Annotated in this window: 11 protein-coding genes and 2 pseudogenes; 5 read left to right on the plus strand and 8 right to left on the minus strand. The window is 72.7% G+C overall.

Going from position 1 to position 14,008, the window contains the following annotated elements; translation table 11 throughout:
* Nucleotides 1-122 precede the first annotated feature (122 nt).
* The 6 genes and pseudogenes from CIB93_RS08320 to CIB93_RS08345 form a co-directional block, all read right to left on the minus strand.
* Nucleotides 123-461: pseudogene (locus tag CIB93_RS08320) on the minus strand (YdcF family protein); the annotation flags it as partial.
* A pseudogene (locus tag CIB93_RS08325) lies at nt 458-775 on the minus strand (UTRA domain-containing protein); the annotation flags it as partial. The pseudogenes CIB93_RS08325 and CIB93_RS08320, both read right to left, overlap by 4 nt.
* A 133-nt stretch (nt 776-908) precedes the next feature.
* Nucleotides 909-2,075, minus strand: coding sequence for an acyl-CoA dehydrogenase family protein (locus tag CIB93_RS08330; RefSeq protein ID WP_096625616.1), 1,167 nt, complete (start codon nt 2,073-2,075; stop codon nt 909-911).
* 7 nt (nt 2,076-2,082) lie between these two features.
* Nucleotides 2,083-3,048: a hydroxymethylglutaryl-CoA lyase gene (locus CIB93_RS08335; RefSeq protein WP_373558724.1), complete on the minus strand. Its 966-nt coding sequence runs from the start codon at nt 3,046-3,048 to the stop codon at nt 2,083-2,085.
* Between the two features lie 20 nt (nt 3,049-3,068).
* Nucleotides 3,069-5,021, minus strand: coding sequence for an acetyl/propionyl/methylcrotonyl-CoA carboxylase subunit alpha (locus CIB93_RS08340; RefSeq protein ID WP_096625620.1), 1,953 nt, complete (start codon nt 5,019-5,021; stop codon nt 3,069-3,071).
* 7 nt (nt 5,022-5,028) lie between these two features.
* Nucleotides 5,029-6,651 (minus strand): carboxyl transferase domain-containing protein, encoded by a 1,623-nt coding sequence (locus CIB93_RS08345; RefSeq protein ID WP_096625622.1) that lies wholly within the window; start codon nt 6,649-6,651, stop codon nt 5,029-5,031.
* 123 nt (nt 6,652-6,774) lie between these two features.
* Here CIB93_RS08345 and CIB93_RS08350 point away from each other — a divergent pair, with 123 nt between their 5' ends.
* The 3 genes from CIB93_RS08350 to CIB93_RS38735 all read left to right on the plus strand — a co-directional run bounded on the left by CIB93_RS08350 (nt 6,775) and on the right by CIB93_RS38735 (nt 8,540).
* On the plus strand, nt 6,775-7,395 hold the full coding sequence (locus tag CIB93_RS08350) for a TetR/AcrR family transcriptional regulator (RefSeq protein ID WP_096625624.1): 621 nt from the start codon (nt 6,775-6,777) through the stop codon (nt 7,393-7,395).
* A 93-nt stretch (nt 7,396-7,488) separates the two neighbouring features.
* A complete protein-coding gene (locus tag CIB93_RS08355) occupies nt 7,489-8,154 on the plus strand; it encodes a GPP34 family phosphoprotein (RefSeq protein ID WP_096625626.1) in 666 nt (221 codons plus the stop codon).
* Nucleotides 8,155-8,303: 149 nt separating this feature from the next.
* On the plus strand, nt 8,304-8,540 hold the full coding sequence (locus tag CIB93_RS38735; RefSeq protein ID WP_096625628.1) for a hypothetical protein: 237 nt from the start codon (nt 8,304-8,306) through the stop codon (nt 8,538-8,540).
* Here the strand turns inward: CIB93_RS38735 and CIB93_RS08365 are convergent, their stop codons facing one another.
* Complete coding sequence (locus tag CIB93_RS08365; RefSeq protein WP_096625630.1) at nt 8,541-10,715, minus strand: acyltransferase family protein; 2,175 nt, start codon at nt 10,713-10,715, stop codon at nt 8,541-8,543.
* Nucleotides 10,716-10,729: 14 nt separating this feature from the next.
* A complete protein-coding gene (locus CIB93_RS08370) occupies nt 10,730-12,415 on the minus strand; it encodes a glycosyltransferase family 2 protein (protein WP_096625632.1) in 1,686 nt (561 codons plus the stop codon).
* Nucleotides 12,416-12,833: 418 nt separating this feature from the next.
* Here CIB93_RS08370 and CIB93_RS08375 point away from each other — a divergent pair, with 418 nt between their 5' ends.
* Together CIB93_RS08375 and CIB93_RS08380 are read left to right on the plus strand one after the other, a co-directional pair.
* On the plus strand, nt 12,834-13,685 hold the full coding sequence (locus tag CIB93_RS08375; protein ID WP_096625634.1) for a phosphatase: 852 nt from the start codon (nt 12,834-12,836) through the stop codon (nt 13,683-13,685).
* Between the two features lie 40 nt (nt 13,686-13,725).
* A complete protein-coding gene (locus tag CIB93_RS08380) occupies nt 13,726-13,980 on the plus strand; it encodes a YdeI/OmpD-associated family protein (protein WP_107470952.1) in 255 nt (84 codons plus the stop codon).
* Nucleotides 13,981-14,008: the final 28 nt, after the last annotated feature.

Consider the following 14,008-nt stretch of genomic DNA (forward strand, 5'->3'; position numbering starts at 1 on the left):
GGCATCCGAAGGAAGGTTAGCCTAACCTTGCCGGATGGTGGGGGTGTCTGGGCGGGGATGTGATCCGGCGGTGTGCCTCACGGTCCCTTCGCGCCTTTCGGGCCCCTTCCGGCCCCTTCCGGCTCGTCGAGGACGGCCCGTGAGCGGCGGATGTTCTCCCCGGTGTTGCGCGCCTGCGGCTCGACCAGTAAGGCGGAGCCCGGTACGCCGAGTTCGAGGGCCCGCTCCCGGTGGTGCACGGCCTCGCCGCGCGGCATCCGGGCGCGGGTTGTGGGGCTGGTCGCGCCGGTGAACACGATGACGGGGGCCAGTCCGCGCAGGTGGAACCCCGCCGATACGTCGGCCACCCCCAGGTCATGGCTGCCGAGCCCGATGATGACCGAACAGGGGCGGGGGGCATGGCGCATCAAGTGGCGGTCCCACACCTGCCGGGCGTCCGACCAGGACTGGGTGGAGATCATGACGCATTGCCCTGCTTCCGTGCCGAGTCCGGTACCGCGAAGTCGTATGTCCACCGGAACCTGGATGCGGCGTGTACACCGATGGCGAACTCGACCGCCGTTCCGCCTGCGGTGAAGGCGGTTCGATGGAGCTCGACCACGGCTTCACCGCTCGGTGATTGGAGCGGTTTCACCTCATCCGGCGTCGCGGAACGGGCGAAGAGCTCCTCGCGCGTGCGGTCGATCTCGTAGCCGGCGTCGTACAGGACGCGGAACCCTCCACCACGGCCCGCAGGGCCGGGTGCCGGGTCGGCGAGGTGTGTCCCCTCGACGTGCGGGCATTCGCTGTGCCCCGACCTCGTGCCGCCGGATGGCGACGGGGAGCCCCATGCTGGCTCAGCCGCCCAGGCCGCCGTGGGCACATCCACGGCGGCCTGGGCGGCAGCGACCAGACCATCGGGCGGCACGTCAGGACGGCAGACCCAACTCCCGTGCGATCAGCATCCGCTGCACCTCGCTCGTCCCCTCACCGATCTCCAGAATCTTCGAGTCGCGCCACATCCGCGCCACCGGGTACTCGTTCATGAAGCCGTAGCCGCCGTGGATCTGCGTCGCCTCGCGGGCGTTGTCCACCGCGACCGTCGAGGAGTACAGCTTCGCGATCGCCGCCTCCTTCTTGAACGGCTCGCCCGCCACCAGGCGCGAGGCCGCGTCGCGCCAGCCGATGCGGGCCATGTGGGCCCGCATCTCCATGTCGGCGATCTTGAACTGGATGGCCTGGTTGGAGCCGATCGGCCTGCCGAAGGCGTGGCGCTCGGCCGCGTACTTCACGGACTCGTCCACACAGCCCTGCGCCAGGCCCGTCGCCAGGGCGGAGATCGCGATGCGGCCCTCGTCCAGGATGCGCAGGAACTGGGCGTAGCCACGGCCCGGTTCGCCCAGGAGGTTCGCCGCCGGGACGCGGACGTCGGAGAAGGACAGTTCGCGGGTGTCCGAGGCGTTCCAGCCGACCTTGGAGTAGGGGGCGGCGACCGTGAAGCCGGGGGTGCCCGAGGGGACGATGATCGCGGAGATCAGGGGGCGGCCGTCCTCCTTGCGGCCCGTCACCGCGGTGACCGTGACCAACTCGGTGATGTCCGTACCGGAGTTGGTGATGAAGCACTTCGATCCGTTGATCACCCACTCGTCTCTCGCCTCGTCCAGCACCGCCGTCGTGCGCGTGCCGCCCGCGTCCGAGCCGCCGTCCGGTTCCGTCAGGCCGAACGCGCCCAGCGCCTCACCCGCGCAGAGCTTCGGCAGCCAGCGACGCTTCTGCTCCTCCGTGCCGAAGAGGTGGAGCGGCATCGCGCCCAGCGAGACCCCGGCCTCCAGGGTGATCGCCACCGAGGAGTCGACCCGGGCCAGCTCCTCCAGGGCGATCCCGAGCGCCAGATAGTCGCCGCCCATGCCGCCGTACTCCTCCGGGAACGGCAGCCCGAACAGGCCCATCCGGCCCATCTCGCGCACGATCTCGTACGGGAACTCATGGCGTTCGTAGAAGTCGCCGATCTTCGGCGCGACCACGTCGTGCGCGAACTCCTCGACCGTGCGGCGCAGTTCCTCGTGCTCGGCGGTCAGCCGGTGGTCCAGGGACATGGGTAACTCACTCCTTGTGGGAGGCGGGAGAAGAGGAAGGGGCTGGGGAGCTTGCGGCCAGGGCGCGGACCGTGCGGGACGGGCTCGGTCGGCCCAGGTGTTCGGCCAGCCAGACGCTGGTGGCGGTCAAGGCGTCCAAGTCGACGCCCGTCTCGATGCCCAGGCCGTCGAGCATCCACACGAGGTCCTCGGTGGCGAGGTTGCCCGTGGCGCTCTTCGCGTACGGGCAGCCGCCCAGGCCGCCCGCCGATGCGTCGACCGTGCTCACCCCGTGCTGGAGCGCCGCCAGCGTGTTGGACAGCGCCTGGCCGTACGTGTCGTGGAAGTGCACGCCGATGGAAGGTGTCGCCACGCCCGACTCGTTCAGCGCTGTCAGCAGCGCCGTCACGTGGCCCGGCGTCGCCACCCCGATCGTGTCGCCCAGCGACAGCTCGTCGCAGCCCAGGTCCATCAGCGCCTTCGCGACCCCGACCACCTGCGCCACCGGCACCGCGCCCTCCCACGGGTCGCCGAAGCACATGGAGAGGTATCCGCGGACATGCGCCTTCTCCGCCTTCGCCCGGGCCACCACCGGCTCGAACATCGCCAGCGACTCGTCGACCGTGCGGTTCAGGTTGCGGGCCGCGAACGTCTCCGTCGCCGAGCCGAACACCGCGATCGACCGGGCCCCGAGCGCCAGCGCCCGGTCCAGTCCGCGTTCGTTCGGCACGAGGACCGGGAGGGAGACGTCACCCACGTCCGCGATCTCGCCGATGAGGGGGAACAGGGCTTCCGCGTCCGCCAGTTGGGGCACCCACTTCGGGTGCACGAAGCTCGTCGCCTCGATGGTGGTCAGGCCCGCCACGGCCAGACGGCGGATGAACTCCGCCTTCACCTCCGTCGGGACCGTCTCCTTCTCGTTCTGGAGGCCGTCCCGCGCGCCCACCTCGTGGATCCGGACCCGGGCGGGCAGGCCGGGGGCCGGGACCTGCATGGGCAGTGCTCGCTGTGTCGTCATGCGTCCTCCTGACCGGCGGCGGGGACCACGACCGCCAGGACCTGGTCCATCGCCACCGTCGCGCCCGCCGTCACGTCCAGCTCGGTGACGGTGCCCGCGTGCGGGGCCGAGATCACGTGCTCCATCTTCATCGCCTCCACCACGAGGAGGCTCTGTCCCGCCTCGACCTGGTCCCCGACGGCCACCTTCACCACCGTGACCGTGCCCGGCATCGGCGCCGCCAGCGTGTCCGCCCCGCTCCGGCCCGCCCCGCTCAGGGACGCCTCCACCGGGTCGTGGTCCTGGACGTGCCAGGTGTCGCCGTCCCGGCCCAGCCAGTCGCCGGAGCGGTGGAAGTGGACGACCGCGCCGTCCCGTTCGACCGTCACGCGGTCCGGTGCCACCACAGCTCCCGACGGAGCCTCGTACGTCACCGGGTCCGCGCCCGAGACGCGCAGCGGGAACCTCAGCGGGGCCCGCACACCCCCCGTCCGCCATCCGCTCGGTACCGAGAACGGGTCCGTCCAGCCCCCCGCGTCCGGCCGGGGCTCCAGTGCGTCCCGGCGGACCGCGGCCGCCGCCGCGTACACCTCGTGCGGCACTCCGTCCGGCACCAGGCCCTCCGCCTCGCGCTCCACCAACCCCGTGTCCAGGTCGCCCGCGATCACGTCCGGGTGGGCCAGCAGGCGGCGCAGGAAGCCCGCGTTGGTCGGAACGCCCAGGATGACCGTGTCCGCCAGGGCCGCCCGCAGCCTGCGGATGGCGGTGGCGCGGTCGGGGCCGTACGCGATGACCTTCGACAGCATCGGGTCGTACAGGCTGCCCACCGGCACGCCCTCGCTGAGCCCCGAGTCCGTCCGGACCCCGCCGCCCTGCGGCTCGCGCAGCGCCAGCACCGTACCGCCGGAAGGCAGGAAGCCGCGGGAGGGGTCCTCGGCGCAGACGCGGGCCTCGATCGCCCAGCCGTTCAGGCGGATGTCCTCTTGTGCGTACGGCAGTCGCTCACCCGCCGCCACTCGCAGCTGCCACTCCACCAGGTCCAGGCCCGTGATCAGCTCGGTGACCGGGTGCTCGACCTGGAGGCGGGTGTTCATCTCCATGAAGTAGTACGAGGACGGGTCCTCGCCCGGCACGATGAACTCCACCGTGCCCGCGCCCGCGTAGCCGCACGAGCGGGCCGCCTGCACGGCGGCCTCGCCCATAGCGGCCCGGGTCTCCCCGTCCAGCAGGACCGAGGGGGCCTCCTCGATGATCTTCTGGTGGCGGCGCTGGAGGGAGCACTCGCGCTCGCCCAGGTGGATCACGTGGCCCCGGCCGTCGGCCAGGACCTGGATCTCGATGTGGCGGGGGCGGTCGATCCACCGCTCGACGAGGAGCGTGTCGTCGCCGAACGAGGCCCGTGCCTCGCGCCTGGCCGCCGCGATCTCCTCCGCCAGCACCGCCGCGTCGCGGACCAGGCGCATGCCCTTGCCGCCGCCGCCCGCCGAGGGCTTCAGGAGGACCGGCGTACCGATCTCCCTTGCGGCCTCCTCCAGTTCGGCGTCCGTCAGGCCGCTCCCGGAGGAGCCGGGGACCACCGGGACTCCGGCCGCCGCGACCGTCTCCTTGGCCCGGATCTTGTCGCCCATGAGCGAGATCGCGGGGGCGGGCGGGCCGATGAAGACCAGTCCCGCGTCCGTGCAGGCCTGCGCGAACTCCGCGTTCTCCGCGAGGAAGCCGTATCCGGGGTGGACGGCCTGCGCGCCCGTGCGGCGGGCGGCCTCCAGCAGCGCGGTCACGTTCAGATAGCTCTCCGACGCGGGCGGCGGGCCGATCCGTACCGCCGTGTCCGCCTCCCGTACATGCCGGGCGTCCGCGTCCGCGTCGCTGAAGACCGCGACCGAGCGCACCCCCAGCTCCCGCAGGGTCCGGATCACCCGGACGGCGATCTCGCCGCGGTTGGCGACGAGCACGGTGTCGAACATCGTCATCTGTTCCTCACATCCGGAAGACGCCGAAGCCGGGCCCGGCCGGGTCCTTCTGGGGCAGCGGGGCATTGGCGCAGGCGGTCAGGGCGAGGCCGAGGACCTGCCGGGTGTCCACGGGGTCGATCACGCCGTCGTCCCAGAGCCGGGCGGTGGCGTAGTAGGCGTTGCCCTGGGTCTCGTACTGGGCGCGGATCGGGGCCTTGAACGCTTCTTCGTCCTCGGCGCTCCAGTCGTCGCCCAACTGGTCGCGCTTGACGGTGGCCAGGACCGACGCGGCCTGCTCGCCGCCCATCACCGAGATCTTGGCGTTCGGCCACATCCACAGGAAGCGGGGGCTGTAGGCCCGGCCGCACATGGAGTAGTTGCCCGCCCCGTACGAACCGCCGACCACGACCGTCAGCTTCGGCACGCGGGTGCAGGCGACGGCCGTGACCATCTTCGCGCCGTGCTTGGCGATGCCGCCCGCCTCGTAGTCGCGGCCGACCATGAAGCCGGAGATGTTCTGGAGGAAGACGAGCGGGATGCCGCGCTGGTCGCACAGCTCGATGAAGTGCGCGCCCTTCTGGGCCGACTCGGCGAACAGGATGCCGTTGTTCGCGACGATGCCCACGGGGTGGCCGTGGATGCGGGCGAAGCCGGTGATCAACGTCGTGCCGTACTCCGCCTTGAACTCCTGGAAGCGCGAGCCGTCCACCACCCGGGCGATGACCTCGCGCACGTCGTACGGCGTCCGGGAGTCCACCGGGACCGCGCCGTACAGACCCGCCGGGTCCACCTTCGGTTCCTCGGCCGGCTCGACCGACCAGGGGAGCGGGGCGCGGTCCGGGAGCGTGGCGACGATGTTGCGGACGATGCGCAGGGCGTGCGCGTCGTCCTCCGCGAGGTGGTCGGTCACACCGGAGATCCGGGAGTGGACCTCGCCGCCGCCCAGCTCCTCCGCCGTGACGACCTCGCCGGTCGCGGCCTTCACCAGCGGCGGGCCGCCGAGGAAGATCGTGCCCTGGTTGCGGACGATGACGGCCTCGTCGCTCATCGCCGGTACGTAGGCCCCGCCCGCCGTGCAGGAGCCCAGCACCGCCGCGATCTGCGGGATGCCCGCCCCCGACATCCGGGCCTGGTTGTAGAAGATCCGCCCGAAGTGGTCCCGGTCGGGGAAGACCTCGTCCTGCATCGGGAGGAACGCGCCGCCCGAGTCGACCAGGTAGAGGCAGGGGAGACGATTCTCCAGGGCCACTTCCTGGGCGCGCAGGTGCTTCTTCACGGTCATCGGGTAGTACGTGCCGCCCTTGACGGTCGCGTCATTGGCGACGATCACGCACTCGCGGCCGGAGACCCTCCCGATGCCCGCGATGACGCCCGCGGCCGGGGCCTGGTCCCCGTACATCCCGTTCGCCGCCAGCGGGGCCAGCTCCAGGAACGGGGAGCCCGGGTCGAGGAGGGTGTCCACCCGGTCCCGGGGGAGCAGCTTGCCGCGCGCCTCGTGGCGGGCCCGCGCCTTCTCACCCCCGCCCAGCCGTGCCGTGGCGAGGCGCCCCGCCAGCTCGTCGGAGAGCGCGTGATGCGCCGCCTCGTTGGCCTGCCAGGCCTCCGAGGCGGGATCGGCCGCGCTCGCCAGGACCGGTGCCTGCTGCATCGTGTCGAGCCCCCTTGCCCGTACCGCGATAGTTAGCCGTTGACGATGGTCGGCTGTTAATGATCGTTAACGCGTTTCCCTCAGGTTAACGACCGCTAACGACCCTGTCTAGAATGAATCCTCATGAGCACCCATGCCGCCGCCCGCGTCGCGGCCCCCACCCGCCGCGAGCAGATCCTCCGGGAGGCCGCCCGCCTCTTCGCCGAGCGCGGCTTCCACGGTGTCGGCGTCGACGAGATAGGCGCCGCCGTCGGGATCAGCGGCCCCGGCCTCTACCGGCACTTCCCCGGCAAGGACGCGATGCTCGCCGAGCTGCTGGTCGGCATCAGCGAACGCCTGCTGGAGGGCGGACTGCTGCGGGTCACGGAGGACGCCGCGGGCGGCGACGGCTCCCCGGAGGCCCTGCTGGACGCGCTCATCGAGGGCCACATCGACTTCGCCCTGGACGACCGCCCCCTCATCACCCTCCACGACCGCGAGCTGGACCGGCTGCGCGACACGGACCGTAAGCGGGTGCGCCGGCTCCAGCGCGAGTACGTGGAGGTCTGGGTCGGCGTCGTCCGCGCCCTCTACCCGTCGCTGGCCGAGAACCATGCCCGGGTCACCGTGCACGCCGTCTTCGGCCTGCTGAACTCCACCCCGCACCTGGCCCGGCCCGAGGCCCGACCGGGCCGCGAGGCCACCGCCGCGCTGCTGCACCGGCTGGCGCGAGGCGCGTTCGCGGCTGCCGCGGAACCCTCCTGAGCAGGAGCTCCATCGCCTGGGCGGCCCTGGGCAACCCGGGAAGGGCTCTTCGCGTCTGTCCGATCAGGACGAAGAGGAACGGGGAGCCTGACCATGGCCGTCTTGCTGGGCGAAGAGATCATGCTGCTGTCGCTGGACGACACGACCGGCGCGGCGAAGGGAGAGACCGCGGCGCGCTGGGGTGTGGCCGCGGGCATGCTCCTGGAGCTGGTCATGGCGGGCCGCGTCACGGTCAAGGGCGGCCGCGTCGAGGTCTTCGACCCGTCCCCGACCGGGGACCCGCTCCTGGACGGGCGGCTCGACCGGCTGGCGCGCTGGGTCCACGGGACCTCCAGCAGCCGCAAGGTGGTCGCCTGGCTCACCCGGGACCATGCCAAGGGCTCCCAGGACGTCGTGGACAGCCTCGTCGCCCGCGGCCTGGTGGTCGAGGAGAAGCACCGGGTGCTCGGTGTCTTCCCGGTCCGCCGCTACCCGGAGGCCGACGGCTCGGTCGAACGCGAGCTGCGCGCCCGGCTGGCCGCCGTCGTGCTGCACGGGGCCGAGCCGGACGCCCGCACCAGCGCGCTGATCGCCCTGCTGCACGCCACGGGGATGCACCCGCAGGCGTTCCCCGGTCTGCCGAAGAAGCAGGTGGCCCCGCGCATGGCGGAGATCGCCGACGGCCACTGGGCGGGCGTGAGCGTACGGGAGGCGATCCGCGACCTCCAGGCGGCGATCAGCATGGTCACCGTCGTGACCGTGCTCTCCGCGGTGCCCTGAGCCGCTGCCGTAGCCGCTGCCTGAAGCGCCGCCGCCACCACCACTGCTGTCGCCTCTGCCGCGACCTCCGACAGAGAACCGCCCGGCCGCCCCGGTCCTGACCAGAAGGGGGCGGCCTTCGCCGGCGCCACCAGCCAGGGGGGGACCGCGTGTCACAGCGCAGGGAAACGATCGAGCACGACACCCGGTCCGCCGGGCCCCGGACAGCCCGGCCGCCGCGCCGGATCGTGGAGGTCGACGCGCTGCGCGGCGTCGCGCTTTGCGGGTTCTACGGATGCCAACTCGCAGCCTCCGCCCGGCTGATGGGCCGCCACCGGCTCGGCCCGGTCGAAACGCTGCTGCGCGCGGTGACGTTGTGGAGAAGGTCGTCCGGCACCGCGAGCTGATCAGTCGCTCCGTCCGGCCGGCGGCAGTGCGCCGGAGTCCGTCAGCAGCCGCTCCAGGCGCGGGGTCAGCACGACGGCCGCCACGTTCGTCAGGTGCGCGTCGTCCCGGTAGAGCAGGATTCGCTCCCGTACCGCCGGGCAGGAGGGGCCGTCTCCCGGGCACAGCACCGGGTTCACGCCGATGGACCGTACGCCCGGTACCGCGCCCGCCGCGATCCGGCGCGCCAGCGGGTCCGGCGGGATGGCGTCCGCGCGGCTGAACGCGCAGGGCGCGGGGTCGGCCACGCTGCCGGAGACGCATGCCGGGACGTCCGTGCCGGGGACGGGGGTTCCCTCGATGTGGACGATCGGCGCCCCGGTCGCCCGTAGCCGCCTCAGGGTCTTCTCCCAGGCGGAGGCGAGGAGTTCGTCATCGTCCGTGTAGTGGTTGAGCGAGGCGATCACGATGAGCCGGGGCTTCGGGCCGTTCCGCAGCCGGTCCAGGGCGTCGGCCCGCCAGGTGTCGCACTCCCGGTAGGCGCGCCCCAACTGTGGGCTCTTCACCGTCAGTTCCGGCAGTGGGCAGCCTTGCTTCACCAGTTCCTGGAGCGCCCAGCCGCGCTGCGAGGCGATCGCGAGCATCGGGGAGAACCACTGCCCGGCGTGCGAGTCGCCGAGCAGCACGATCCGGTCCGGGCTGTCGGTCGCGCCGAACAGGCACTCCGGACTGCGCGTCACCGCCGGGGCGACCTGGCAGGACCCGTCCGGCGGGAAGTCCTTGCGCGCCTGGGCGGGGCCCGGGACCAGCGGCCCGCCCGCGAGCGGGGCGCCGTCTGGCCGGGCCAGCAGGGAGGGGCCGGACGCCGCGCCCGGCGGGAGGCCCTTCGGGTCGACCGGCGTGGTCGGGCCCATCAGATGCAGCGTCGTCGTGCCGACCACCAGCGCGAGCACCACCGGCAGGACGATCGCGGAGATCCCCACCGACAGTCCCCGGCGCGGCAGTTCGGAGACCGTGCGGCTGCGGCGCAGCGGCTGTTCCACCCAGCGCAGGGTGGCGAGGGCGGGCAGCGCGGCCGCCAGCGTCAGCGCCGTCCTCGCGGGCCAGTCGAGCGGGCCGAGGCGTGCCTCGGCCAGAACGAGCACCGGCCAGTGCCACAGGTAGAGGGTGTAGGAGAGCCGCCCGATCGCGCGGGGAGCCCGCATCGCCAGAAACCTGCCCACCCCGTAGGCGCCTTGGACCTCACGCTCGCCCCGCCCCGGTATCGCGGCGAGGACGACGGCGGCCGTGCCCAGGGTCGGGACGAGCGCCGCCCAACCGGGGTACGGGGTCGAGGCGTCGTACGACACGACGCACCAGACGATCGCGGCGGCCCCCGCCCACCCGCACACCAGCCGCAGCGGCCGCGGTCCGCGCAGCAGGTGCCACGGCAGCAGCGCCAGCAGCGCGCCGACGGCGAACTGCCAGACCCGGGAGGGCGTTCCCAGGTAGGCGAGGGAGACCGATTCCCGCGTCCAGTGCAGGGACAGGGCGAACGAGGCGACGGCCACCGCTGCCGTCACGAGCGCCACGACCGCGCGCACGGCCCGGCCCCGGCGGACCGCGCGGGCGGTGACCAGGACGATGACCGCCAGCAGCGGGGCCCAGAACAGATAGAACTGCTCCTCGACCGCGAGCGACCAGAAGTGCAGCAGCGGACTCTGGTCGTGCCCGGCGGCCAGGTAGTCCGTCTGCTGGGCCACGAAACGCCAGTTGGCGACTGAGAGCGCCGCCGCGAGGACGTCGTGCTCCAGGTCGGTGCGGAGCAGCGGTACGGTCAGCCAGGCCCCGGCCACCGCCACCGCCGCGAGCACCACGGCGGCGGAGGGCAGCAGCCGCCGGGCCCGGCGGGAGAAGAAGTCCCCGAGCCGGATGCGCCCGGTGGTGATCGCCTCCCGGACCAGGAGCCCGGTGATCAGATAGCCGGAGATGACGAAGAAGACGTCCACGCCGACGAAGCCGCCCGCCGTGCCGGGGATCTGGGCGTGGAAGGCGAGCACCGCGAGGACGGCGACCGCGCGCAGCCCCTCGATGTCGGGCCGGAACGCGGACCGGTGCGGGCTGGGGCCCGACTCGGCGCCCCCGGGGGAGGGCGGTGCCGCGGGTGGGTGAGTGGACCGCTTCCGGTGCGGGCCGGGAGCGAGGGGAAGGGAGGGCATGGTGACAGGGCCTTTCAACTTGACCACGGAAGCATCGGGTTGACCCACCCCGAGGCGATCAGACCGGTGAGCAGGAGGACCGCGGACGCGGCGAGGGACTCGGGCCAGCGGCGGGGCAGCACGCCCGTCCGGGTCCGCGGCCGCGGCGGTGCGGCGAGCGGCTCCGCCGCCTTCGCGGGCGGGCGCAGCTCGGTCAGCAGGTCGCGGATCAGGGGGACGTTGATCTGCAACTGGACCAGGACGTAGAGGCCGAGCCCCCAGGTGGGCTCCCAGCCGTTACGGGCCACGGCCAGCGCGAGGCCCGCCGACGCGGCCCCGTTGGACAGCACCAGCCAGACCAGTGAGACGCCCACCACCCGCCGGGCCATCGAGCCCGAACTCCGCGTCGTACGGGCCCCGGTGGGTACCCAGGCGGCGCTGCGGCCGCGCAGGGTGTGCCAGAACGCGGTCGCGGCGGCCACGCTGGTGAGGACGCCCGCCCGGATCACCTCCACCCGCCACCGGGTGCGGCTGATCCGGGGCAGCAGCACGTGCCACAGCCACAGCGGGGCGAGCAGCGGCAGCACGTGCCAGGGCCGGATGTGGTCCGGGTACCAGAACATCATCACCAGCGGCGGCAGCGGCGCGGCGAAGGTGTTCACGGCCGTGGTCAGATAGCCGAGGACACCCTCGTAGAAGCAGAGCCGCATCCGCCAGGGTGCGCGCATCCGCTTCAGGACCGGGGCGCCGAGCAGGTGCAGATTGCCCATCGCCCACCGGTACTGCTGGTTGACGAACGAGGTGACCGTGTCGGGCGAGGTGCCCTTGGCGACGAGGACGGGCACGTACTGGGTGCGGAACCCCCGCTCGTGCAGGGCCAGTCCGGTGTACAGGTCCTCGCTGTGGTCGAGCCGGGCGAAGCCGCCCGCGAGGTCGATCGCGCTCCGCCGGTAGACGGCGTTGCTGCCGCAGCAGATCGCGGCGTCGCTGGCGTCCCGGGAGGGCTGGATCCAGCGGAAGAACCACTCCTGCGCGGAACCGGCGGCGCGCTGGATCCAGTCCATGCCCGCGTCGGTGTCGAAGCACTGCGGGCTCTGCACGATGCCGACGGCGGGGTCCGCGAGATACGGGACCAGATGCCGCAGGAAGTCCGGCCGGGGCGCGAAGTCCGCGTCCAGGATCGCGATGAACTCGGCGCCCGACAGGGTGAGCGCGTGGTTGAGGTTCCCCGCCTTCTTCAGACGCCCCCGGTCGGGGCGGACGACGTAGCGGTAGCCGTACTCGGCCGCCAGGGCCGCCACCTCGCCCCGGTCCGCGTCGTCCAGCACCCAGACGGTCAGCGCGCCGGGCCAGTCGAGGGCGGCGACCGCGCGGTAGGCGTTGGCGAGGACCGGGAGCGGTTCGCCGCAGGTCGGCAGGTAGAGGTCGACGGTCGGCAGCCGGGCGGGTCGCCAGGCGCGGACGAGCACCTCGTGGGAGGCCCGGGTCAGCCGCCGCTGACGCAGGCTGTTCACGGAGGAGAGCAGCAGGGCCACGACGTTGAGCCCGAGGACCGCGAGGAACGCCCACAGGGCCGGGGTCCGCAGCGCGAAGGTGAACATCGTCGCCGCCGTGAACACGAAGGCCAGGGAGCTGCTCACCAGGACCCAGCGGCGCTGCGGCCCGAAGTACCAGTACAGCTCTTCGTCGGACGGTGGTTGCGGAAGGTGATGCACGGTCATGAAGCCCCCCACGGCTACGAATGTGCCCGTTTCGGCGCGCCTGGCCCCGGCATGGCTGATCGGCGTACCTGGTCCCGGAGCGCCTGGTCCCGGCGTGCCTGATTCCGCTGGCACCCTAGCGCCATAGGTATAGACCACTTGTGCAAAAGTGCCGCGATGAGCGGAATGAGACAGGGGATCGACGAGGATTGGCGCAACTCGATTGGTCCAGACCTCTGGTCCAGACCTCTTGGTGATCCCATTCGAGCCCGGCGCCCGCCCGCCGGAGGGAGGAGCAGGTCACGCCACGGTGAACAGTCCCGAAAGACTTAGCGGGGCGGTCCACGGACCTCGCGGGGCGGTCCACGGACTTCGCGTGGGGCGGTCCACCGGGCAAGACACCCGGCACAGCCCGCGCACCGGACGGCACAATGGGTCCATGCCGATACCCAGCCGCGCCGCCCTCGTCGACCACCTCGTCCGTTCGCGTATCGCGGGAGACGTCGCCACACCCCGCGACAACAACCTCTCCCACTACCGCAAGCTCGCCAACGGCGACCGCCACTACTGGCTGGGCCTGGAGCTGGGGGACCGGTGGAGCGACGAGCAGGACGTGCTGGCCGTGATGGCCGAGCGCTGCGGGGTGATCGACGACCCCGCGCACCGGCAGGGCCAGGACACCATCGACCCCGAGCTGACCGTCGACGCCCTGGAGCGGATGGCCGCCCGGCTGCGCAAGGCCGCCGCCGGGCGCGAGCGGGTCCTGTTCGCCACCGGCCACCCGGGCGGCCTGCTGGACGTGCACCGGCAGACGGCGGACGCCCTGCGCAGGGCCGGCTGCGAGATCGTCCGGATTCCCTCGGGGCTGACCGCGGACGAGGGCATGGTCTTCCAGTTCGCCGACGTCGCGATGCTGGAACGCGGGGCGACGCTCTGGCACACCCACTCCCCGGCCCCGATGGCCGCCATCCTGGACGCCATGGCCCAGCTGGGCCGCCCGCTGCCCGACCTGGTCGTCGCGGACCACGGCTGGGCGGGATGCGCGGGACAGCGGGGGCTGGACGCGATCGGTTACGCGGACTGCAACGACCCGGCCCTGTTCCTCGGGGAGGCGGAGGGCACCCTTCAGGTCACGGTCCCGCTGGACGACCACGTGACCGACCCGCGCTTCTACGACCCGATGACGGACTACCTGCTGCACGCGGCGGGGCTGCTGGAGGCGGAGCCCGAGGGGACCGGGCCCGAGGAGACCGAGCTTGAGGGGGCGGTCGCGGAGGGGTCCGCCGTGTAGCGGCCGTGGACGGGTTCTCGTACCGCTCGACGATCGCCCGATGGGCGGCCGGTACCTGATCCCGTTCAGCGCCGACAAGCGCAAGGAGACCGGCATCGGCGGCGGGCAGGCCATCGAGGTGGAACCGACCCTCGACACCGCGCCCCGCACGGTGGAGCCGCCCGAGGACCTCGCGGCGGCGCTCGCGGCCGTGCCGGGGGCCGCGGAGGCGTACCGCGCCCTGTCGCCCAGCCGCCAGAAGGCGCACGTGACGTCGATCGAGGGAGCGAAGGCGGTCGCGGAGCTGACGCCGTAAGGCGGGTCAGGGCCGGGGCGTATGAGGG

The organism is Streptomyces sp. WZ.A104, assembly GCF_002382885.1.
GTDB lineage: Bacteria > Actinomycetota > Actinomycetes > Streptomycetales > Streptomycetaceae > Streptomyces.